Here is a 21,358-nt window from a genome sequence, read left to right as displayed (position 1 = left end):
CCCAGTATACTGGCAGGAAACACCACGCCTGAGAAAACAGAGATGGAACAAGCGCATACCCGGTTAATCGCTCAACTGACTGAACGGATCGCCGCGCCTGACAACACGCCGCTGTACCTGAAATTTGCCGAAACGGTAAAAAACGCGGTGCGCAGCGGCGTGCTGGAGCACGGGAACATTTTGCCCGGCGAGCGCGATCTGAGCCAGTTAACCGGCGTGTCGCGGATCACCGTGCGCAAAGCGATGCAGGCGCTGGAAGCCGAGGGCGTTGTCACGCGTGCCCGGGGTTACGGCACGCAAATTAACAACATCTTCGAATACTCGCTCAAGGAAGCGCGCGGGTTCTCTCAGCAGGTGGTGCTGCGCGGTAAAACGCCTAATACGCTGTGGGTCAATAAACGCGTGGTGAAATGCCCGGAAGAGGTGGCGGGCCACCTGTCACTGGAGCCGAACAGCGACGTCTTTTTGCTGAAGCGTATTCGCTATGTGGATGACGATGCGGTGTCGATTGAAGAGTCCTGGGTGCCGGTCGGGCTCATTCCCGAACCGGATGCGATAGGGATTTCGCTGTACGACTACTTCCGCAGTCAGAATATCTTCCCGCAGCGCACCCGTTCACGGGTCAGCGCCCGCATGCCGGACAGCGAGTTTCAGGCGCACATTAAGATGGACGAAAAAATACCGGTGCTGGTGATCAAGCAGGTTGCGCTTGACCAGCAGCACCGGCCGATTGAGTACAGCATCAGCTACTGTCGCAGCGACCTATACGTCTTTGTGTGCGAGGAGTAATTCCTCACGAGTGGGCGCGCAGTCGCCGCCGCGATGGCTCACCACCCAGGACGCCACGGCATTCCCCAGCAGAACGGCGTCTGCCAGCGACCATCCCGCCGCCAGCCCGGCAAGCGTGCCGCCCGCGTGGCTGTCACCAGCGCCGATGGTGTCCACTACCGTGGCGGGAAACGCCGGAACAACGCCCGATGCGTCGCCGTCATACCAGGCAGCACCGTCTTTATCATGCCGCACAATCAGCGCGGCGCCGAAGCGCTGCTGCCACTCCTCGCCCAGGTTTTCAGCCTCAACGCCCAGCCTTTCAGCAGCGAGCTCCGCTTCCTGACGATTAAGCGACACGATCGGCCTGCAGGCCATAATCCGCCCCATCAGCGCGTCGGGGATATCCGCGATGCGTGGGCCGAAATCGATAAGCGCCGTCACGTCCTCCAGCCCTTCAAGCCAGCCCGTCAGCAGCTCGCCGCACGGCGAGGCCAGCTGGTAGCCGGAGAGATAAACCAGGCTATTTTGCGGGACGTTTAGCTCGTCAAGCCAGCGCTGCTGCCACTGGTTCTCGACGCCGCTAAAGGACATAAAGGTGCGCTCGCCGTCAGGCTCCACCAGCGCCAGACACCAGCCGTTGTCGCCGGTTTCAGCCTCCACGGCGCTGTGCAGATCCTGCTTCGCCATTGCGTTACGGATAATATCCGCCCACACGCCGTGGCCGACGGGAAGGGCGTTTTGCGCCGCAATGCCGAGCCGTTTCAGGGCGATGGCGATATTCAGCGCGCAGCCGCCGATATTCACCCCCTGCTGTTTAAGCTCGATATCACACCCGCGCCAGGGCAGGGCGTAGGCGTCGGCGATGACGTCAATCACCGCCGCGCCCAACACCGTCACCGGGCGCGTGGCGTGCAGGGTGTCGAGACGTTGGGCAAATGCATTCATACGCCCTCCCTTTGCTCCCTGAAGTGCAGCAGTTTTTCACAGTAGTGACCGAAATCGAGCTGATTAACGGCGTCGAGTTCGGCTTTGAGCGCCGGGTTAATGGCCTGCACGCCGTGGAGCGCGCCGCAGATGGCCGTCGCCATCGCGCCAATGGTGTCGGTATCGCCACCCAGATTGGCGCATAAAATGGCGCAGCGGTTCGGGTCGGTTCCCGCCAGCTCCACCATCGCGATGGCTGCCGGAACGGACTCAATGGTGCTGGTACCTGCGCCAGTGAGCTGATAAATCTGCTCGCTGGCGGAGTCGATGCCGTTGGCGTCCCGCACGGTCTTAAGCGCCAGCTCAATGCGCGCCGCGAGCGACGCGCTGAAGGTGGTGGTTTTCGCCTCCTGCGCATAGCGGGCGATCCCCGGCAGGGCATCGACGATGTTCTGCCAGCGTTCCCCATCGATGGCGCGGGAAACCGCCCAGGCAATCACCACCGCGCCGGCAATGGCGAGATCCGATTTATGCGTCGGGCTGGAGGCCTGCGCCACCTGGTTCACAAAGTGCTCCAGCCGCGTCGCCGGGAGCAGGCAGCCCAGCGGGGAGGCGCGCATCGCCGCCCCGTTAGTCACGCCGTTGTTGTCCAGCTCGCTGACCGGCTTCCCGTCACGAATCGCGTTAAGCGCGATTTTCGAGGTCGGGCCGAGCACGTTCTTGTTGAACGCGTCGAAGTCGAGCGCCCAGTTCAGGATATGCTTGCCGATAACGTCCGCGTTAATCTCCCCATCGCACTCGATGATCGCATCGGCCAGGCACAGCGCCATCGAGGTGTCATCGGTGAACTCTGCCTGTTTGAAATAGCAGGCCGCGTTATTCTCTGCCGGGCCGGGTAAAAAGCGGTCGATCCAGCCGAAGTGCGCCTTGACGCGCTTTCTCGGCCACAGCTCCGACGGCATGCCCATCGCATCCCCTAACGCCTGGCCGTAAAGGGCCCCGAGAATACGGTCTTGTTTCATTTAACTTCCCCTTGTGTCAGCGCGGTATCGCCATCAACCACCTCAATTGCGGTGATCTCTTTATCCGATTCGCGGAAAAACAGCATAAACAGCACGGCAATCACGGCAATCATGACTGCACCAAATGTCCACATTCCGGCCCAGTTGAAGGTCAGCCCATTCACCGGCTCTTTGTAAGCGAACATTTTTTCCATCATCACGCCGCCCAGGCGGTAACCCAGCAGGCTACCAAACCCCTGACAGCACAGCGTAATCAGGCCTTGCGCGGCGGTGCGCATGTGCACCGGCGCTTTTTTATCCACGTAGATGTACGCGGTCACGTAGTAGAAGTCATAGCTCACGCCGTGCAGCAGGATGCCGAGGAACAGCAGGGCGTAGGTGAAGTACTGTTCAGCGCCACCGTAGACGAAGAAGCCGTAGCGGATGGCGGCGGTAATCAGGCCCAGCAGTAAGACCTTCTTAATACCAAAGCGTTTGGTAAAGAACGGCAGGGCGAGCATAAAGAAGATTTCAGAGAACTGGCCGAGCGTCATCCAGCCGGTGGCGTTTTTCATCCCCACTTCGGTGAGATAGCCGTTGGCGAAGATGTAGTAGAAGGCCAGCGGCATGGCGAACAGGAACGAGCAGAAGAAGAATACCAGGAAGTTTTTGTCGCGCAGCAGGACCAGCGCATCCAGCCCCAGCATGACTTTGAAATCCAGCTTGCCGGTACTTTTCGGCGGCGTGTTCGGCAGGAACAGGGCAAAGACGCCGAGCAGGGCGGAGCTGGCTGCGGTCATCAGCAGCGGAATATTGGTATCGGAAATATCGCTGTAGCCGAGCATCTGTGGCAGGAACCCGCACGCCAGCCCCGAGGCGATCCAGCCGATGGTGCCCATCACGCGGATACGCGGGAAATCAGCCTCAACGTCGTCCACGTTCGCGAAGGCAATGCTATTGGTCAGCGCGATGGTCGGCATATAGGTCAGGGAATAGACCAGCAGCAGCGGGAAGAAGGTGCTGAACTGGGTTTGCTGCGCGGCGAAGTACATCAGGATCGCGCCGGCGAACATCAACACCGACAGCACTTTCTGCGCGGCGAAGAAACGGTCCGTCAGCGAGCCGACCAGGATAGGAGAGAGGATCGCGGCAATCGCGGTACAGGCGTAAGACCAGCCAATTTCCCCGGCGGTAAACCCGCTTTTGCTCAGCCACAGCCACAATGGCACAAACCACGCGCCCCAGATAAACCATTCAACAAACATCATGAATGACAGTTGGACTTTCGTTTTCATTTTTTAATCCTGCATGTCAGATAAGGTACGCCTTTAACATACCACTCAATAATACCTTTTAAATACCTTTGTGGCGATTGTTTGATCAATGTAACAGTTTTGTTGTACACGAATCGAGCCAGCAGATTGTGCTGAAAAAAAATGCATATGGTGGAAAATCTGTTAAGTCGGTACCAGGCTTAGTCTGCCCATAAAAGATGGGACTGGATAAACACACACCGACACGACGTCGGATTTACGGGAGTATCACATGACTGATATTGCGCAGTTGCTTGGCAAAGACGCCGACAGCCTTTTACAGCATCGTTGTATGACCATTCCAGCCGACCAGTTGTATCTGCCTGGTCACGACTACGTTGACCGCGTGATGGTGGATAACAACCGTCCGCCTGCGGTTCTGCGAAACATGCAGACCCTCTACAACACCGGGCGACTCGGCGGTACCGGGTATCTCTCTATTCTGCCCGTGGACCAGGGCGTTGAGCACTCGGCGGGCGCCTCTTTCGCGGCGAACCCGCTCTACTTCGATCCGAAGAATATTGTTGAGCTGGCGATTGAAGCGGGCTGTAACTGTGTAGCCTCCACCTACGGCGTGCTGGCTTCGGTTTCGCGTCGCTATGCCCACCGCATTCCGTTCCTCGTGAAGCTGAATCACAACGAAACTCTCAGCTACCCCACCGAGTATGACCAGACCCTCTACGCCAGCGTCGAGCAGGCGTTCAACATGGGGGCGGTGGCCGTCGGGGCGACGATTTACTTCGGCTCTGAACAGTCCCGTCGTCAGATTGAAGAGATCTCCGCAGCATTTGAGCGCGCGCACGAGCTGGGCATGGTGACCGTGCTGTGGGCGTACCTGCGTAACTCGGCGTTCAAAAAAGACGGGGTGGATTATCACGTCTCCGCCGACCTGACCGGCCAGGCGAACCATCTGGCGGCCACCATCGGCGCGGACATCGTGAAGCAGAAAATGGCGGAGAATAACGGTGGCTATAAAGCGGTGAACTTTGGCTACACCGACGATCGCGTCTACAGCAAGCTGACCAGCGATAACCCGATCGACCTGGTGCGCTACCAGCTGGCGAACTGCTACATGGGTCGTGCAGGGCTGATTAACTCCGGCGGCGCGGCGGGCGGCGATACCGACCTGTCAGACGCGGTGCGTACGGCAGTTATCAACAAACGCGCGGGCGGCATGGGGCTGATCCTTGGCCGTAAGGCGTTCAAGAAATCAATGGCCGACGGTGTGAAGCTGATCAATGCGGTTCAGGACGTCTATCTGGACAGTAAAGTCACAATTGCCTGACGTCTCCATCTCCCTCTCCCTGTGGGAGAGGGTTGGGGTGAGGGCATCATCGCGCACCGTGTGAAACATCAGCGCAAAAGCACACAGTCCGGCGGCAGCCTGCACTCCAGCGCGCCGGGTAATACCTCAATGCGGAACTGCGTCCCGCTTAGAGGCTCTCCGTCGAGGTTAAACGTCATCCCGTGCGGAGCATTCACCTCGAACCACGCCGATTTACCGTCAATGATATTCGGGCTCTCTTCCGGCTGCGTCAGCGTGGTAAACAGCGCGGGCAGCAGACCGTCGCCGGTGAAAATGCGCAGCTGTAGCTGACCATCGTTAATCAGCGCCTCCGGGCAGAGCTGCTGTCCGCCGCCTGCCTGACGTCCGTTGCCAATCCCAATTACCAGCGCGTCGCCCTGCCACTGAAAATCCTCACCGCGAATTTCGCATCGGTCCGGCTTGAGGGTGTCCATACGCATCAATCCGTGGATCAGGTATGACACACCGCCCAGCGCCGCCTTCAGTTTTTCCGGCGTTTCGCTGGTAATGCGCGTGCCGAATCCACCCGTCGCCATATTGATAAAGCAGGTTTTGTCATTCACCTGGGCGATATCCACGGCGGTGGCTTTGCCGAGGATCGCCAGCTGAAGCGCCTTCTCTAAATCTTCCGGGATCCCGGCGCTGGTGGCAAAATCATTGGCGGTGCCGAGCGGTAATATGCCCATCACCGGGCGATCTGCCGGTGGCAGGTCGATAAGCGCAGAGGCGATCTCATTGATGGTGCCATCGCCGCCGCCGGAAATGATGGTGCTGATACCTAACGCTAAGCCTTCGTTGATATAGCGTGCCGCGTCGCCTTTTTCCCACGTCACGCGCACGTGGATACGTGCGCCGTCGTCACGCAAACCCATAATCGCCTGACGCAACGGATCGTTGCCTGCACTTTTGCCATTGAGAATCAATAAACTGTCTGGATAGGTTGCCATCCTCGCTGCTCCCTTTTTTAGCGTTAATAAGAGTGTATAGCAGAGAGGAAAAAAGCGGGTAAGAACAGGATGAAAGGCAAAAAATAAGCCCGCGTAAGGGAGATTACGCAGGCTAAGGAGGTGGTTCCTGGTACAGCTAGCATTTATGGGTTATGTTTTTCAGCGGGGGGATAATACCCGTATTGAACGAAGCGGTATGTGATCCGATTCTAAGAATTATCCCAGCGCGAAAAAATTTCCCTGATTGACTATTTGCCGTGTGGATTACGTGTGCTTTCACCGTTGAAGTTACGCATCAGCAGTGCGAACTTCAGCTCCACCTCTTCCGGAACCGGCAGCCAGACGGTGTGCCCGTCGCCCGGCGCGACCTCAATCGCTTCGCCTTTGCCGTTTTCCAGATGCTCCAGCGTGAAGTTCATGTTGCCCTGCGGGGTCATCAGCTCCAGGCTGTCGCCTTTGGTAAACTTGTTTTTCACCGCCACGGCCGCCAGCGCGCCTTTGCGCTCGCCGGTGAAGTCACCGACAAACTGCTGGCGCTCGGAAACGGAGTAGCCGTGCTCGTAGTTCTGGTAGTCGTCGTGGGTATGACGGCGCAGGAAACCTTCGGTATAGCCGCGGTGCGCCAGGCCTTCCAGCGTTTCCAGCAGGCTGGTATCGAACGGTTTACCGGCCGCCGCATCGTCGATGGCTTTACGGTACACCTGTGCGGTACGCGCGCAATAGTAATAGGACTTGGTGCGGCCTTCGATCTTCAGGGAGTGCACGCCCATCTGCGTCAGGCGCTCAACGTGGGCGATGGCGCGCAGATCTTTCGAGTTCATGATGTAGGTGCCGTGCTCGTCTTCGAAGGCGGTCATGTACTCGCCCGGACGTTTGGCTTCTTCAATCATAAACACGCTGTCGGTTGGCGCGCCGATGCCCAGCGTCGGCTCAACGTTCGTCACCGGAATCGGCTCATGCTTGTGGACGATGTTGCCGATATCGTCCTCTTTGCCTTCCTGGACGTTATATTCCCAGCGGCAGGCGTTGGTGCAGGTGCCCTGGTTCGGGTCGCGCTTGTTGATATAGCCAGAGAGCAGGCAGCGGCCGGAGTAGGCCATGCACAGCGCGCCGTGAACGAAGATTTCAATTTCCATGTCCGGCACCTGAGTGCGGATCTCTTCGATCTCTTCCAGCGAAAGCTCGCGAGACAGGATGACGCGGGTCAGCCCCATCTGCTTCCAGAATTTCACCGTCGCCCAGTTGACGGCGTTAGCCTGTACGGAGAGGTGAATATCCATCTCCGGGAAGTTCTCCCGAACCAGCATGATTAAACCCGGGTCCGACATGATCAGCGCGTCCGGCCCCATATCCACCACCGGCTTCAAGTCGCGGATGAACGTTTTCAGCTTGGCGTTGTGCGGCGCGATGTTGACCACCACGTAGAATTTTTTACCCAGAGCATGCGCCTCGTTGATGCCGAGCTGCAGGTTCTCGTGGTTGAATTCGTTATTACGCACGCGCAGCGAGTAGCGCGGCTGGCCCGCATACACGGCGTCGGCGCCATAGGCGAAAGCGTAACGCATATTTTGCAGCGTTCCCGCCGGGGAAAGGAGTTCCGGTTTAAACATGTTTGTTCTCGTTCTGATGACAGGTCAGATCCGCATGCACCAGGTGCAGCGGTAAGGGGAGATCCCCCACTTTAAGGGCGGGCATTGTAGCGCTGCGGGGCAGGGAGGTAAAGCGCGGGACTCTTAAAAAAGTAATTTACTACTCTTTATGGTAGTTGAAATTTATTTCATATTTAATAAGTCAATAATGCGATTTAAAATAATTTATCTAAATGCAAAATAACAGTGGTTTTATCTTTTATTGATTTTTTATGTTATTAATTTTAATATCGCATAAGCCGTTTCTTTTATGCGTGTTTTTTTACTTGCTGTCATTTTTTATGAAGTCTGACAGTTTTAAATATGGTGGATTCAATTTAAAAGGAACCTTTTCAATGTCAAATATAAATTTTAAAGAATTAGCTAAGGATTGCGTTAATTACAAAACCAAACGATTAGTCAATGCATTAAGCTCGACTGGAAATGAAGGAGGGTTACATAGCTTTCTTGAGTATCATGTTAAAAATTTTAAAAATTTCCAAATGCATGACTTTGATAAAAGAGAGAAAAGAAATGTTTTTTTAGAATCAATTATTAAAAATTGTAGTAGTCAGGAAATAATAGACTTGACGAAAAAAGTATTAACAACATGTCAAATTTCTGAAAATCTACTTGATGGCATCAAGGATGGATTACATAATTTAGAGATCATGAAAAAATCGGTACGGGAACAATGTTGGTCCGTAATTAGCCATGCTCTGGATGAGGGGTATTTTCTCCAGGATTTGATAGAGAAAAATATACAAAGCTTTGATTTCAAAGAATCAATGCTTACTACAAATGCTCGGAATATTAAAAATGATGAAGGAAAGTCGTTCTCTCCTGATTCAGCATTAGATAAAATAGTGAACTATTTGACTCTTACGTTAAAAATGTTTTCCTATGAGAATAAACTCTGCAAAGGGGACGTAATTGTCTTGCCGGAAAATATTGTAATGGTTGAAGAGGATATAAAAAAAGCAATCCCTGTTTTTTACTATGCTCTCATTTGGAATGAACTTCTCACATGTACAAAAAGCTGTATCTATTTTGATAATCAATTATTAACGATGGAGTCAAAGGATATTCCAGAAGATTACAAGAGAGAGGGGGTTGAATCAGTTGTAGTTTTTGATAGAACAATTGATAGTCTTGAGAGGTATGATGTGATCTCCAATGAAAGACTTTCAAGAAAAATTAGCCAGAATTTTTGGGAAGGAGTCGCTAAGTATAATCTTGAGGAAAATTTACTTAAAGATATTACAGAGTGGCCTGGAAAAATTGACCATAGGATGGTAATCCTTGAAGAGTTACCTGCCTTGGTTTCTCTCTTTGATGTAATTTCGAGTAATGATGTTAATACTGTAGTTCTAGGGCTCACCATCCGTGAGTGGGTTAGGGGATATTCTGTTATTACTTATATTTCCAAAAATAAAAAGAAAAAAATACATTATAGTCACAGTGCTCTTGTAGGCATTCTGCGTCTTGGAGGTTTGTCAGAGAGTAGTGCGAAAACATTTATTGATAAGCTTACATTCAGTATGAAAAGTCGAGATATATATGACTCGCCATTAATTAAAGTTGAGGATAATACATATGTATTATTCACTCCTGCTTATACATCCCCTTTAATTAGTAACATCATACTATCAAAATTCGCCTCTGAAGAAGCAGATCTTACGGCAAAAGGATATGGATTTGAAAAGGATATAATAAGTACGCTTGAAGATCATGGCTTAAATGTTAAAAAATTTAAATTTACTCGAGATAAAGAAGAATATGAATATGACGCTGTATTTTTATTAGATGATAAGTTATTTGTTCTAGAATGCAAGAATACTAATTTATCTTCTGGATCCGTTACTAGAGCCTATCAGAGGAAAAAATTTCTTTTTGAAACCACCTATCAAGTCAAGAGGCTCGTTAAAGGTCTTGAGATATATCCGGAAATATTCGAAGAATACTTTGGTTTTGATCTGCATAATTATGAAATAATCCCTGTTATTATGAATAATCTCCCCCATTCAATTCCAGGGAAAATTAATGGTGTTTATGTGACCGATTCATCTTCATTTAGTCGATTAATAAAGTCAAAGTATATAAATGCAACAATGATTTCACATGAGGAAAGGTTTAAGATGTCGGAGTCGAGAGCAATAATAAATCAATGGGAAGGGGAGGTCTTATCTGCAATGGATATAATTAGATCTTTTGAAGAACCTATACAAGTAAATGATTTCAAAAAACACGAGAAAGTTAATGTATACCCGCTTCAAGTTGACAGGGAAAGAGTATTTATTAATAAAATAATTGAAACTGATTATGATAGTATGGTAACTGAACAAAACACAATTTTGAAGTCATTACGTTAAGTTCAATATGAAAATATTATTTTAATGAATATTTATACCCAAAAAATATTTAAGCAAATTATTGTATTAAGTCTCTAAGAAATGAGTATCGTGTGGATTGTTTTCCACCGATACTCATTGCAAAATCACGCAATCCTGCACGCATCCGCTTCCCAGCGATACCCCACGCCGTACACCGCGCGAATAAATGACTGCTCGGCGTCCAGCGCCTCCAGCTTGCGGCGCAGGTTTTTGATGTGGCTGTCGATGGTGCGATCGGTCACCACGCGGTAATCGTCGTACAGGTGGTTCAACAGCTGTTCGCGGGAGAAGACTTTTCCCGGCTCGTGGGAGAGGGTTTTCAGCAGGCGGAACTCCGCAGGGGTGAGGTCCAGCAGCTTGCTGCGCCAGCTCGCCTGGAAGCGGCTCTCATCCACAATCAGCGGGCTTTCGGCGTCCAGCATCTGAAGCTCGCGCTTCGGCCTGCAGCGGCGCAGAATGGTTTTCACGCGGGCCACCACCTCACGCGGGCTGTAGGGCTTGCAGATGTAGTCGTCCGCGCCGATTTCGAGTCCCAGCAGGCGGTCAATCTCTTCGATTTTAGCGGTGACCATGACAATAGGCACGTCGGAGAAGCGACGAATTTCCCGGCACAGGGTCAGGCCATCAACGCCAGGCAGCATTAAATCCAGCAGGATAAGATCCGGCGGAGTCTGGCGCACGTACGGCAGCACCTGGTCGCCGTGGCTGATCAGTGACGGGGCATAGCTGGCCGCGCGTAAATAGTCGATCAGCAGCTGTCCCAGCTTGGGTTCGTCTTCGACGATCAAAATGCGCGGCGTGTTTTCGTCAATCGGTAACTCGGTCATACTTCTCTCGATAAATCCCGTTCCAGAGGTAACTCTACTGTAATGCTAACCCCGCCAAAAGGCGAATGGGCGGCGCGAATGGTGCCATTATGCGCCTCGACGATGTTAACGCAAATCGCCAGCCCCAGGCCGGAACCGCCGCTGGCGCGGTTGCGGGAGCCTTCGGTGCGGTAAAAGCGCTCGAACAATTTTTCCAGCTGTGCGTCCTGCACGCCGGGGGCGGAATCCGCGAAGGTGAGGGCGAAGCGCCCGTTGTCCTGCCTGCCGGAGATATGCAGCCCGCCGCCGCTGTCGGTATAGCGCAGGCTGTTCTCCAGCAGGTTGTTGAACAGCTGCATCAGCCGGTCTTTGTCGCCAAACACCACCGCGCTGTCCGGTAGGGAGAGGTCGATTTTCAGGTTGCGGCTGGCAAAGCGCTCGCGGAAGGCACCGCTCGCCACCTCCAGTACGTTAATGACATCAACGGGCGCCTTCTGGTAGGCCAGCGCGCCTTCGTCGGACATAGAGAGCTGGTGGAGATCGTCCACCAGCTTGGTGAGCGTGCCCACCTCCGCCTGCAGAGAGGCCACCGATTCGGGCGTAAACTGGCGTACGCCGTCCTGAATCGCCTCCAGCTCGCCGCGCAGCACCGCCAGCGGGGTGCGCAGCTCGTGGGAAATATCGGCCATAAAGTCGCGGCGCATCTGCTGGTTTTTCTCAAGCGTGCTGGCGAGCTGGTTAAAGTCCTGCGCCAGCTTGCCCAGTTCGTCCTGGCTGCGGGTGTCGACGCGGGTGGTGAAATCCCCGGCGGCCAGCTTGTGCGTGCCTTCCACCAGCCGTTTCACCGGCGCGAGCAGACCGCGCGCCAGCGGGAAGGTGGCGAGCGCGGCGAGCAGGGTGGAGAGAGCGACGATCAGCCAGCTGGTCCGGCGCTGCTGGCGGTCAAAGTTGATATCGGTGTTGCGCGTCAGGCGCTCCACCGGTGAGGCGATAACCCAGCCGACGGTCGCGTTATTCACCTTAATCGCCCGGCGGGTGCCGTCCGGCGGTATCGGGGCGCGCGGCCCAACCAGCGTGCGCATATCCTGATCGATTACCCAGAACTGGGTGCGCCAGCCGTGCGGCGGCATGCCCGGGCCAGGCCGATCGTCGCCGGCATCGTGCTCCAGCGAGCGCAGGATCTGGAAAATAAAGCGGTCATTGTTGCGCAGAAAACGCCAGTTGCCGTGCTGGGCGTACTGTTCACTCAGCGCATCGCTTAAGCCCTGTAAACGCTGTTCATTGCCATGCTTAATGTAATCAATAAAACCGCGCTCAAAGCTGATCCGCACCGCCCAGTGCATAGTGATCAGCAGGACGATACAGGTGGCGAAGATCGCCACGAAGAGCTTGCCGGTAATACCCGGACGCCAGAATTTCATGAGCCACTCCTTTTGCCGCGCCTAATCACGACGTTCTTGCTGGTATCATCCGGCACGCGGGCAAAGATGACGGCGGGCAGGGCGATAATCACCGCCATGCTGAGATAGGTATACAAAAAGACCTGATGCGCCACTGGCGTGTCGACGCTGAGGTGGTGCTGGCCGTACATGCCGAGCAGTAACCCCGCGATAGTCACGCCCACGCTCATGGAGAGCTGCATGATCATCGACAGCAGGCTGTTGCCGCTGCTCGCCAGATCGTCCGGCAGGTCTTTCAGCGTCAGGGTATTCATCGACGAGAAGCGCATGGAGTTGATCATCCCCTGGCAGAACAGCACCAGCGGCAGGACGTAGTACCAGCCCATCAGCGCCACGGTCATAAACAGCAGGCTCACCAGCGACAGCCCCAGTGTGGCGGCCACCAGCACGTGACGGTAGCCAAAGCGGTTCACCACCTGCACCACGATGCGCTTCATCCCCATGCTGCCGAGCACCATCGGGATCATCATCAGGCCCGCGTGAAACGGCGAAAACCCCATGCCAATTTGCAGAAACACGGGCGTCATAAACGGCAGCATGCCGCTGCCGATACGTCCGGCGAAGCTGCCGAACAGGCCAAGGCGGTAGGTGGGGTTTTTAAATAAGTTCAGGCTGAACAGGGCCTGGTCATTCCCGCGAGCATGCCACAGATACCACAAAATGGCGGTGATGCCGATAACCACCAGCACCCCGAGCGTCAGGGCGGAGATCCCCAGTCCCTTTTGCCCGTCGAGCGCCAGGGTGAGCGTAGCCATGCCAGCCGCCAGCAGGATAAAGCCGAAGAAATCAAAGCGTCGGGTCTGCATTTTGTAGTTCGGCATCAGCGTCAGGGTGGCGATGGCGCCGATGATGCCCACCGGCAGATTGATCAAGAAGATCCAGTGCCAGGAGGCGTACTCCACCAGCATCCCGCCGAGCGCCGGGCCCAGCAGCGGCCCTACCTGGCCGGGCAGCGTGACGAAGGTCATCGCCGCCATGTACTGCTCGCGTGGCACAATCTTCATCACCGTTAACCGCCCGACGGGCACCATCATCGCCCCGCCGACGCCCTGCAGCACGCGCGCCGTCACCAGTTGGTCTAGGGTGCTGGCCTGGGCGCAAAACAGCGAGCCAGCGGTAAACAGCACGATGGCGGTAAAGAAGATATTCCGCACGCCCACTTTGTCCGCCAGCCAGCCGCTGGCAGGCAGCATCACGGCCACCGTCAGCACGTAGGAGACAATCACCATGTGCATATGCAGCGGGCTCTCTCCCAGGCTTTTCGCCATGGAGGGGAGGGCGGTGTTGACGATGGTCGTATCCAGCGACTGCATAAAGAAGCCGAAGGCGACTATCCACAATTGCCAGCGAACGTTGCTGGGAAGCTCAGTCATTTACCCGTTTACCGTTTCTCTGTTTTTACGCGAAAAGCGCAGCCGCAGGCGGTCGAAGAACAGATAGACCACCGGCGTGGTGTACAGCGTCAGCAGTTGGCTCATCACCAGGCCGCCGACGATGGTGATCCCCAGCGGCTGGCGCAGCTCTGAGCCGTCGCCGCCCGAGATAACCAGCGGCAGCGCGCCAAACAGCGCCGCCAGGGTGGTCATCATGATCGGACGAAAACGCAGCAGGCAGGCCTGGAAGATCGCCTCCTCCGGCGAGAGGTTGCCGTTGCGCTGGGCGTCCAGCGCGAAGTCCACCATCATGATGGCGTTTTTCTTCACGATGCCGATCAGCAGCATAATCCCGATAAGCGCGATCAGGCTGAATGGCGCGCCAAACAGCTCCAGCGCCAGCAGCGCTCCCACGCCCGCCGACGGCAGCGTCGAGAGGATGGTCAGCGGATGAACGTAGCTCTCATACAGTACGCCCAGCACAATATAGACCGTGGCAATGGCCGCCAGGATCAAAATCACCTGCGAATTCATCGTCTCCTGGAACACCTGCGCGGTCCCGGCAAAGCTGCCGCGCACGGTGGACGGCACGCCAAGCTGCGTCATCGCGCGGTTGATCGCGTCGCTGGCCTCGGAAAGCGACGAACCGGCGGGCAGGTTAAAGGAGATGGTCGACGCCGCCGACAGCCCCTGATGGTTCACCGACAGCGGCGCGTTGGCTGGTCGCCAGCTGGCAAAGTAGGAGAGCGGTATCGCCTTGCCGTCGCTGTTGATCACAAACATTTTGTCCAGCGCGCTGATGTCCTGGGTGTAGCGAGGGTCGACCTCCATCACCACCTTATACTGGTTCATCGGCTGATAGATGGTGGAGATCTCGCGCTGGCCGAAGGCGTTATTTAGCAGGCTGTTGGCGGCTTCAACGTTGATGCCCAGCCGCGACATGGTTTCGCGGTCGTAGGTGAGCGCCATCTCCGCGCCGTTGTCCTGCTGATCGGAGTTCACGTCCGCCAGCTCCGGCAGGGCGGCCAGCGCCTTACGGATCTTCGGCTCCCACTCGCGCAGGGCGGCTAAATCATCCGAGAGCAACGTGTACTGGTAGCTGGCGTTCGCCTGCCGCCCGCCGACGCGGATATCCTGAACGGCCATCAAAAACAGGTTTGCGCCCGGCTCTTTGGCGAGCTTCACACGCAGGCGGTCAATCACCTGCTGCGCCGTTTCGTTGCGCTCGCCGCGCGGCTTAAGGGTAATGAACATCATCCCGCTGTTAACGCGCGAGCCGCCGGTAAAGCCAGTGACGTTGTCTACAGCCGGATCCTCACGAATGATCTTCATAAAGTCCTGCAGCTTGCCGCGCATCGCCTGGAATGAAATGCTCTGGTCCGCCTGGATGCCGCCCATCAGCACGCCGGTGTCCTGCTCCGGGAAGAAGGTTTTCGGGATGGTGATGTACATCCAGACGTTGAGCCCAATGGTGGCGATCAGCACCAGGCCGACCAGCCGCGTATGGTTCAGCACCCACTTCAGCGATTTGCCGTAGCCTTCCTGCATCGCCATCAGAAAACGACCAAAGCCTTTGCGGCGCGGCTGCGAGTGAGGCTTGCTGCGCTTGAGCATCCAGCCGCACATCATCGGCGTCAGCGTCAGGGAAATCACCAGCGAAATCCCGATGGCGACCGAGAGCGTGACGGCAAACTCCCGCAGCAGCCTGCCCGGCAGCCCGCCCATCAGCAGCAGTGGCAGGAATACCGCCACCAGCGACAGGCTCATGGAAAGTACCGTAAAGCCCACCTCGCGCGTGCCCTGCAGCGCGGCCTGCAGCGGTTTCAAGCCCGCTTCAAGGTGGCGGGAAATGTTCTCCAGCACCACGATGGCGTCATCCACCACGAAGCCCGTCGCAATCGTCAGCGCCATCAGCGACAGGTTGTTAAGGCTAAAGCCGCACAGGTACATGGCGGCAAAGGTCCCAATCAGCGACACCGGCACGGCCACCGCCGGGATCAGCGTCGCGCGGCCGGAGCGCAGGAACAGGAACACCACCAGGATCACCAGCGCGACGGAGATAATCAGCGTTTGCTCCACCTCTTCAAGCGAGGCGCGGATGGTCGGGGAGCGATCCTGGGCAATCTGCAGATCGATTGCTGCCGGGATGGTCTCCTGCAGCTCCGGGAGGCGGGCGCGAATGCTGTTCACCGTCTCAATAATGTTCGCCTCCGGCAGCTTGCGGATCATCAGCAGGATCGCCGGTTTAGCGTTGGTCATCCCGGCGTTGCGCACGTCCTGCACCGAGTCGGTGACGCTGGCGACGTCGCTCAGGCGTACCGCCGCGCCGTTGTTGTAGTGAATAATTAGCGGCTGGTATTCCGCGGCGGTTTTTAGCTCGTCGTTGGTCTGGATCTGCCAGCGGTGGCTGCCGTCCTCAATCGCCCCCTGCGGTTTACGCACGTTGGCGCTGCTAATGGCGGAGCGCACGTCGTCCAGCGACACGCCCTGGTTGAACAGCGCCTGCGGGTTGAGGCCCACGCGCACGGCGGGCAGGGAACTGCCGCCAACGCTCACGTCACCCACGCCGTTGATTTGTGAGATCGTCTGCGCCAGCTGGGTCGACGCAAAGTCGTAGAGCTGCCCCTGAGAATAGGTGTCCGAGGTCAGCGTCAGGATCATGATTGGCGCGTCGGACGGATTGGCCTTGCGGTAGGTCGGACGGCTCGGCATCCCGCTCGGCAGAAGGCTTTGCGCGGCGTTGATGGCCGCCTGCACGTCACGGGCGGCACCGTTAATATCCCGGTCGAAGCTGAATTCCAGAATGATGCGCGTGCTGCCCAGCGAGCTGCTGGAGGTCATCTCGTTGACCCCCGCAATCCGCCCAAGAGAACGCTCCAGCGGCGTGGCAACGGACGAGGCCATGGTCTCCGGTGACGCACCCGGCAGCGAGGCGCTGACCATGATCACCGGGAAATCCACCTGCGGCAGGGGGGCTACTGGCAGCAGCCGGAAGCCCAGCACGCCGCACAGGGTAATGGCGACGGAGAGTAAAATCGTCGCCACCGGACGGTAAATGAAGAGGGCGAAAAACTTCACTTACGCCTCCTCTTCACGTTTCGGGAAACGGCTTTTGGTCCACAGCGCCAGGCGGTCAAACAGCAGATAGATCACCGGCGTGGTGAAGAGCGTCAGCACCTGACTCACCAGCAGGCCCCCGACCATACCGATACCCAGCGGGCGGCGCAGCTCTGCGCCGACGCCGGTGCTGAGCATCAGCGGCAGCGCCCCCAGCAGGGCGGCCAGCGTGGTCATCAGGATCGGGCGGAAACGCAGCAGGCAGGCCTGGAAGATGGCATCGCGCGGCGACATGCCCTGCTCGCGCTCGGCGGCCAGCGCAAAGTCGATCATCATGATGGCGTTTTTCTTCACGATCCCGATAAGCAGGATGATGCCGATGATGGCAATAACGTCCAGCTCGCTGCCCGCCAGCATCAATGCCAGCAGCGCCCCCACGCCCGCCGTTGGCAGGGTAGAGAGGATGGTGATCGGGTGGATAAAGCTTTCGTACAGCACGCCAAGCACGATGTACATCGCCACGACCGCCGCGACGATTAGCCAGACGGTGTTGCCCAGCGCGGCCTGGAACGCCAGCGTGCTGCCCTGGAACTGGGTCTGAATGTCGGACGGGAAGCTGAGCGCTTTTTCAGCAGCCTGGATGGCTTCCACCGCCTCGCCCAGCGAGTAACCGTCCGGCACGTTGAAGGAAATGGTGGTGGACGGGAACTGATCCAGGTGGTTAATCGACAGCGGGGTATAGCGCTCCTCCACCGTGGCGATGGCGCTCAGCGGCACAATGCCGCCGTCTTTGCTGGTCAGGCGCACCGAGTCCAGCGCGGCCAGGCCGGGGGTGTGCTCGGTGTTGTGCTCCAGCACCACGCGGTACTGGTTCGCCTGAGTGTAGATGGTGGAGATCAGGCGCTGACCGAAGGCGTTGTACAGGGCGTTGTCCACGTCCGACATGGTGATGCCCAGACGGCTGGCGGTGTCGCGGTTAACGTTGACGTAGGCCGCCAGCCCCTTGTCCTGCCAGTCGCTGCTGACGTCGGCGAGCTGCGGCAGGGTGTTAAGTTTTTCAACCAGCTGCGGCACCCAGGTGCTGAGGGCGTCAAGCGACGTAGCCTGGAGCGTGAACTGATACTGCGTGCGGCTGACCTGGGTATCAATGGTCAGATCCTGAATCGGCTGCAGGTAAAGCTCAACGCCCGGCACGCGGGCCACGGCGCTTTGCAGGCGCTCGATGACGGCGTTCACGCGGTCGTCGCGCTCATCCAGTGGCTTGAGGTTGATCTGCAGACGCGCGCTGTTGAGCGACGGATTGGTGCCATCCACCCCCACGTAGGACGTCAGGCTCTCCACCGCCGGGTCTTTCATGATGATCTCAGACACCTGCTGCTGGCGCTGCGCCATGTTCGCGAAGGAGACCGACTGCGGAGCCTGAAGCGTGCCCTGAATAATGCCGTTATCCTGGATGGGGAAGAAACCTTTCGGAATAAAAATCCACAGCATTACGCTGAGCGCCAGCGTGCCCAGCGCCACGCCAAGCGTTGCCCACGGATGGTTCAGCACTTTCGCCAGCACGCGACCGTAGGCGGCAATAATTCGCTCGAACATCCGCTCGGAGGCGCGGGAGAAGCGGTTTTGCTTGCGCAGGGACTCGTGGCTTAGCATGCGGGCGCACATCATCGGCGTCAGGGTCAGCGACACCACGGCAGAGATCAGAATGGCGACCGCCAGCGTCACGGCAAACTCGCGGAACAGCCGCCCGACGATGTCGCCCATAAACAGTAGCGGGATCAGCACCGCAATCAGCGAGAAGGTCAGCGAGATAATGGTAAAGCCGATTTCCCCTGCGCCCTTCAGCGCGGCGGCCAGCGGCTTTTCACCTTTCTCGATATAGCGCGAGATGTTCTCGATAACGACGATGGCGTCATCCACCACGAACCCGGTGGCGATGGTCAGCGCCATCAGCGTCAGGTTGTTAATCGAAAAGTCGAGGAACACCATCACCGCAAAGGTCCCGACCAGCGAGAGCGGCACGGCGACGGCGGGGATAATGGTTGCCGGAACGTTGCGCAGGAACAGGTAAATGATCATTACCACCAGCGCAATCGCCAGCATCAGCTCGAACTGGGTATCGGTGACCGACGCACGAATGTTGGTGGTGCGGTCGGAAAGGACTTTTACGCTGACCGATTTCGGCAGGCTTTCAATCAGCTGTGGCAGCATGGTGCGGATGCTGTCGGCGGTTTCGATGATGTTGGCGCCCGGCTGGCGCTGCACGTTCATCACGATCGCCTGCTGCTTGTTCGCCCACGCGCCGAGCCAGCTGTTTTCCGCGCCTTGTTCCACGGTGGCGACGTCGCCCAGGCGGATCGGCGCGCCGTTCTGGTAGGCCACAATCAGCTGACGGTATTCATCGGCGGACTGCATCTGGTCGTTTGCCGAGAGGGTGACCGCTCGGGTCGGGCCGTCCAGCGAGCCTTTTGCCGAGTTGACGTTGGCACTGCTGATGGCGGTGCGGATGGTTTCGCTGGTCAGCCCCAGCGCGGCAATCGCCTGTGCGTTAAGCTTCACGCGCACGGCCGGGCGCTGGCCGCCCGCCAGCGTGACGAGGCCGACGCCGGAGACCTGAGAAATCTTCTGCGCCACGCGGGTTTCGACCATGTCTTCGACCTGGGTCATCGGCATGGCGGAGGAGGTGACGGCCAGCGTCATGATCGGCGGATCCGCCGGGTTCACCTTGCTGTAGACCGGCGGGTTAGGCAGGTCCGACGGCAGCAGGTTGGTGGCGGCGTTGATGGCGGCCTGCACTTCCTGCTCGGCGACGTCCAGCGACAGCGTTAGCTGGAACTGCAGCGTCACGACGGATGCCCCGCCGGAACTCTGGGAGGACATCTGTTTTAATCCGGACATCTGGCCAAACTGGCGCTCCAGCGGGGCGGTAATGGCGGACGTCACCACGTCCGGGCTGGCGCCAGGATAGAGAGTGACAACCTGAATCGTTGGATAATCCACCTCCGGCAGCGCCGACACGGGCAGGAAGCGGTAGCCAATGATCCCGGCCAGCAGGATCGCCACCATCAACAGCGTGGTGGCGACAGGGCGGAGGATAAACAGGCGTGACGGCCCACCTGTAGAGCTCGGGGGCATAACCTGCATCAGGAGGTCGCTCCCTGTTTTGCAGGTTCAACCACCTCAACTTTCGCGCCTTCGGTGAGACGGTCGATGCCGTCGGTGACCACGCGGTCGCCGGCGGAGAGCCCGGCGCTGATGACCACCGTCTGGCTGTCCTGAATCCCGGTTTTCACCAGATGCTTGCTCACTTTATTGTCGCTGTTCAGCACCCAGACAAAGCTTCCTTCGTTACCCATCTGCAGCGCTGCGGTGGGGATCACTACCGCGTTCTCTTCGGTAGCGACCAGCATTCGCGCGTTGACGAACTGGTTCGGGAAGAGGGCATCGTCCTGGTTGTTAAAGCGCGCCTTCAGCTTGATGGTGCCGGTGGTGGTATCGATCTGGTTGTCCAGACTGAGCAGGGAACCCTCGCTCAGCTTCTGCTTGTTGGTGCGGTCCCAGGCTTCCACCACCAGGCCTTTGCCGGCTTTTTGCGCCTGCATGACGGTTGCGATATCGCTTTCCGGCAGGGTAAAGACTAAATCAATCGGGTGGGTCTGGGTGATCACCACGATGCCCGTGGTGTCGCCGCTGGAGATCTGGTTACCGATATCGACCTGCTTCAGGCCCACGCGTCCGTCAATCGGCGCGGTGATGCGGCTCCAGTCCAGCTGCAGCTGCGCGCTGGCGACGGCGGCCTCGTCGGCTTTGATGGTGCCCTGCGTTTCGCTGACCAGCGACTGCTGGGTGTCCAGCTCCTGACGAGAAACAAGGTTGGTTTTCACCAGCTGCTGGTAGCGCGCCAGATCGCGACGGGCGTTGGCGAGGGTGGCTTTGTCTTTCGCGAGCTGCCCCTGCGCCTGAGCGAGGGCGACTTTAAACTGGCTCGGGTCGATTTCCGCCAGCAGATCGCCCGCTTTGACCTGCTGACCTTCCTGGAAGTGGATTGCGATGAGCTGACCGTCAACGCGGCTGCGCACCGTGGCGGTGTTGGCGGCGGTAATGGTTCCGAGTCCTGTCAGATAACGCGGAACGGCTTTGCTCACCGCCGTCGCCGCCTGAACCGGTGCCAGCGCGCCGCCGCGCATGCCGTGACGGCCGCCGCCAGCCGGGCGCTGGGCCTGGCTGCTGGCGCCAGCGGGAGCGGCGGAGTTCGCAGATTGACTGTGCCAGTACCAGGCGGCGGCAAGGACCACCACAATGATGCCAGCGGCGATTGCCCAGCGGGATTTGTTACTGCCTTTCATCGTTATACGTTCTCATCCTGAATACTTCGGGGA

14 protein-coding genes are annotated in these 21,358 nt (G+C 57.2%); 3 read left to right on the top strand and 11 right to left on the bottom strand.

Annotated elements, in window-relative coordinates:
• Positions 1–42 precede the first annotated feature (42 nt).
• Positions 43–789: a GntR family transcriptional regulator gene (locus DG357_RS15235; RefSeq protein ID WP_028013821.1), complete on the top strand. Its 747-nt coding sequence runs from the start codon at positions 43–45 to the stop codon at positions 787–789.
• Here the strand turns inward: DG357_RS15235 and DG357_RS15230 are convergent.
• Genes DG357_RS15230 through DG357_RS15220 form a run of 3 tightly spaced genes read right to left on the bottom strand, consistent with a single transcriptional unit; the run spans position 763 to position 3,991 of the window.
• Complete coding sequence (locus DG357_RS15230) at positions 763–1,716, bottom strand: PfkB family carbohydrate kinase (protein WP_088204810.1); 954 nt, start codon at positions 1,714–1,716, stop codon at positions 763–765. The two genes, DG357_RS15235 and DG357_RS15230, sit on opposite strands and share 27 nt — an antisense overlap.
• Entirely contained in the window at positions 1,713–2,717 is a 1,005-nt protein-coding gene (locus tag DG357_RS15225) for an ADP-ribosylglycohydrolase family protein (protein ID WP_048959203.1), read from the bottom strand. Before DG357_RS15225 ends, DG357_RS15230 begins: the two co-directional genes overlap by 4 nt.
• Positions 2,714–3,991: a nucleoside permease gene (locus tag DG357_RS15220; protein ID WP_028013818.1), complete on the bottom strand. Its 1,278-nt coding sequence runs from the start codon at positions 3,989–3,991 to the stop codon at positions 2,714–2,716. The genes DG357_RS15225 and DG357_RS15220 overlap by 4 nt, the downstream gene beginning before the upstream one ends.
• A 250-nt stretch (positions 3,992–4,241) precedes the next feature.
• Between DG357_RS15220 and fbaB the strand changes: the two genes are divergently transcribed.
• Entirely contained in the window at positions 4,242–5,294 is a 1,053-nt protein-coding gene (fbaB, locus tag DG357_RS15215; protein WP_008500869.1) for a class I fructose-bisphosphate aldolase, read from the top strand.
• Between the two features lie 68 nt (positions 5,295–5,362).
• On the opposite strand, the gene yegS is transcribed toward fbaB, so the two are convergent.
• Together yegS and trhP are read right to left on the bottom strand one after the other, a co-directional pair.
• A complete protein-coding gene (yegS, locus tag DG357_RS15210) occupies positions 5,363–6,262 on the bottom strand; it encodes a lipid kinase YegS (protein ID WP_088204811.1) in 900 nt (299 codons plus the stop codon).
• A 248-nt stretch (positions 6,263–6,510) separates the two neighbouring features.
• On the bottom strand, positions 6,511–7,872 hold the full coding sequence (trhP, locus tag DG357_RS15205; protein ID WP_008500866.1) for a prephenate-dependent tRNA uridine(34) hydroxylase TrhP: 1,362 nt from the start codon (positions 7,870–7,872) through the stop codon (positions 6,511–6,513).
• 374 nt (positions 7,873–8,246) lie between these two features.
• On the opposite strand from trhP, the gene DG357_RS15200 reads away from it, so the two are divergent.
• A complete protein-coding gene (locus DG357_RS15200) occupies positions 8,247–10,262 on the top strand; it encodes a hypothetical protein (RefSeq protein WP_088204812.1) in 2,016 nt (671 codons plus the stop codon).
• A 125-nt stretch (positions 10,263–10,387) separates the two neighbouring features.
• Here DG357_RS15200 and baeR read toward each other — a convergent pair whose 3' ends face one another.
• Genes baeR through DG357_RS15170 form a run of 6 tightly spaced genes read right to left on the bottom strand, consistent with a single transcriptional unit; the run spans position 10,388 to position 21,325 of the window.
• Positions 10,388–11,110 carry an envelope stress response regulator BaeR gene (baeR, locus tag DG357_RS15195; protein ID WP_047367938.1) on the bottom strand — a complete coding sequence of 241 codons (723 nt, stop codon included), beginning with the start codon at positions 11,108–11,110 and terminating at the stop codon, positions 10,388–10,390.
• Positions 11,107–12,510: an envelope stress sensor histidine kinase BaeS gene (gene baeS, locus DG357_RS15190; RefSeq protein WP_028013813.1), complete on the bottom strand. Its 1,404-nt coding sequence runs from the start codon at positions 12,508–12,510 to the stop codon at positions 11,107–11,109. The genes baeR and baeS overlap by 4 nt, the downstream gene beginning before the upstream one ends.
• Positions 12,507–13,922: an MFS transporter gene (mdtD, locus tag DG357_RS15185; RefSeq protein ID WP_088204813.1), complete on the bottom strand. Its 1,416-nt coding sequence runs from the start codon at positions 13,920–13,922 to the stop codon at positions 12,507–12,509. Before mdtD ends, baeS begins: the two co-directional genes overlap by 4 nt.
• The gene (gene mdtC, locus DG357_RS15180) at positions 13,923–17,000 is read right to left on the bottom strand and encodes a multidrug efflux RND transporter permease subunit MdtC (protein ID WP_088204814.1); all 3,078 of its coding nucleotides are present in this window, start codon (positions 16,998–17,000) and stop codon (positions 13,923–13,925) included.
• The gene (locus DG357_RS15175; RefSeq protein WP_088204815.1) at positions 17,001–20,123 is read right to left on the bottom strand and encodes an MdtB/MuxB family multidrug efflux RND transporter permease subunit; all 3,123 of its coding nucleotides are present in this window, start codon (positions 20,121–20,123) and stop codon (positions 17,001–17,003) included.
• Positions 20,123–21,325: an MdtA/MuxA family multidrug efflux RND transporter periplasmic adaptor subunit gene (locus DG357_RS15170; protein WP_041909096.1), complete on the bottom strand. Its 1,203-nt coding sequence runs from the start codon at positions 21,323–21,325 to the stop codon at positions 20,123–20,125. The genes DG357_RS15175 and DG357_RS15170 overlap by 1 nt, the downstream gene beginning before the upstream one ends.
• Positions 21,326–21,358 lie beyond the last annotated feature (33 nt).

Source organism: Enterobacter bugandensis (genome assembly GCF_900324475.1).
Lineage (GTDB): Bacteria > Pseudomonadota > Gammaproteobacteria > Enterobacterales > Enterobacteriaceae > Enterobacter > Enterobacter bugandensis.
This window is presented reverse-complemented; position numbering and strand designations above follow the sequence as displayed.

Bases quoted from the DNA above. Each gene is read 5' to 3' on its own strand.
- fbaB (WP_008500869.1), top strand. From the start codon at position 4,242: ATGACTGATATTGCGCAGTTGCTTGGCAAAGACGCCGACAGCCTTTTA.
- DG357_RS15170 (WP_041909096.1), bottom strand. From the start codon at position 21,325: ATGAAAGGCAGTAACAAATCCCGCTGGGCAATCGCCGCTGGCATCATT.
- DG357_RS15225 (WP_048959203.1), bottom strand. From the start codon at position 2,717: ATGAAACAAGACCGTATTCTCGGGGCCCTTTACGGCCAGGCGTTAGGG.
- DG357_RS15230 (WP_088204810.1), bottom strand. From the start codon at position 1,716: ATGAATGCATTTGCCCAACGTCTCGACACCCTGCACGCCACGCGCCCG.
- DG357_RS15235 (WP_028013821.1), top strand. From the start codon at position 43: ATGGAACAAGCGCATACCCGGTTAATCGCTCAACTGACTGAACGGATC.
- baeR (WP_047367938.1), bottom strand. From the start codon at position 11,110: ATGACCGAGTTACCGATTGACGAAAACACGCCGCGCATTTTGATCGTC.
- DG357_RS15220 (WP_028013818.1), bottom strand. From the start codon at position 3,991: ATGAAAACGAAAGTCCAACTGTCATTCATGATGTTTGTTGAATGGTTT.
- yegS (WP_088204811.1), bottom strand. From the start codon at position 6,262: ATGGCAACCTATCCAGACAGTTTATTGATTCTCAATGGCAAAAGTGCA.
- baeS (WP_028013813.1), bottom strand. From the start codon at position 12,510: ATGAAATTCTGGCGTCCGGGTATTACCGGCAAGCTCTTCGTGGCGATC.
- trhP (WP_008500866.1), bottom strand. From the start codon at position 7,872: ATGTTTAAACCGGAACTCCTTTCCCCGGCGGGAACGCTGCAAAATATG.
- mdtD (WP_088204813.1), bottom strand. From the start codon at position 13,922: ATGACTGAGCTTCCCAGCAACGTTCGCTGGCAATTGTGGATAGTCGCC.
- DG357_RS15200 (WP_088204812.1), top strand. From the start codon at position 8,247: ATGTCAAATATAAATTTTAAAGAATTAGCTAAGGATTGCGTTAATTAC.
- DG357_RS15175 (WP_088204815.1), bottom strand. From the start codon at position 20,123: ATGCAGGTTATGCCCCCGAGCTCTACAGGTGGGCCGTCACGCCTGTTT.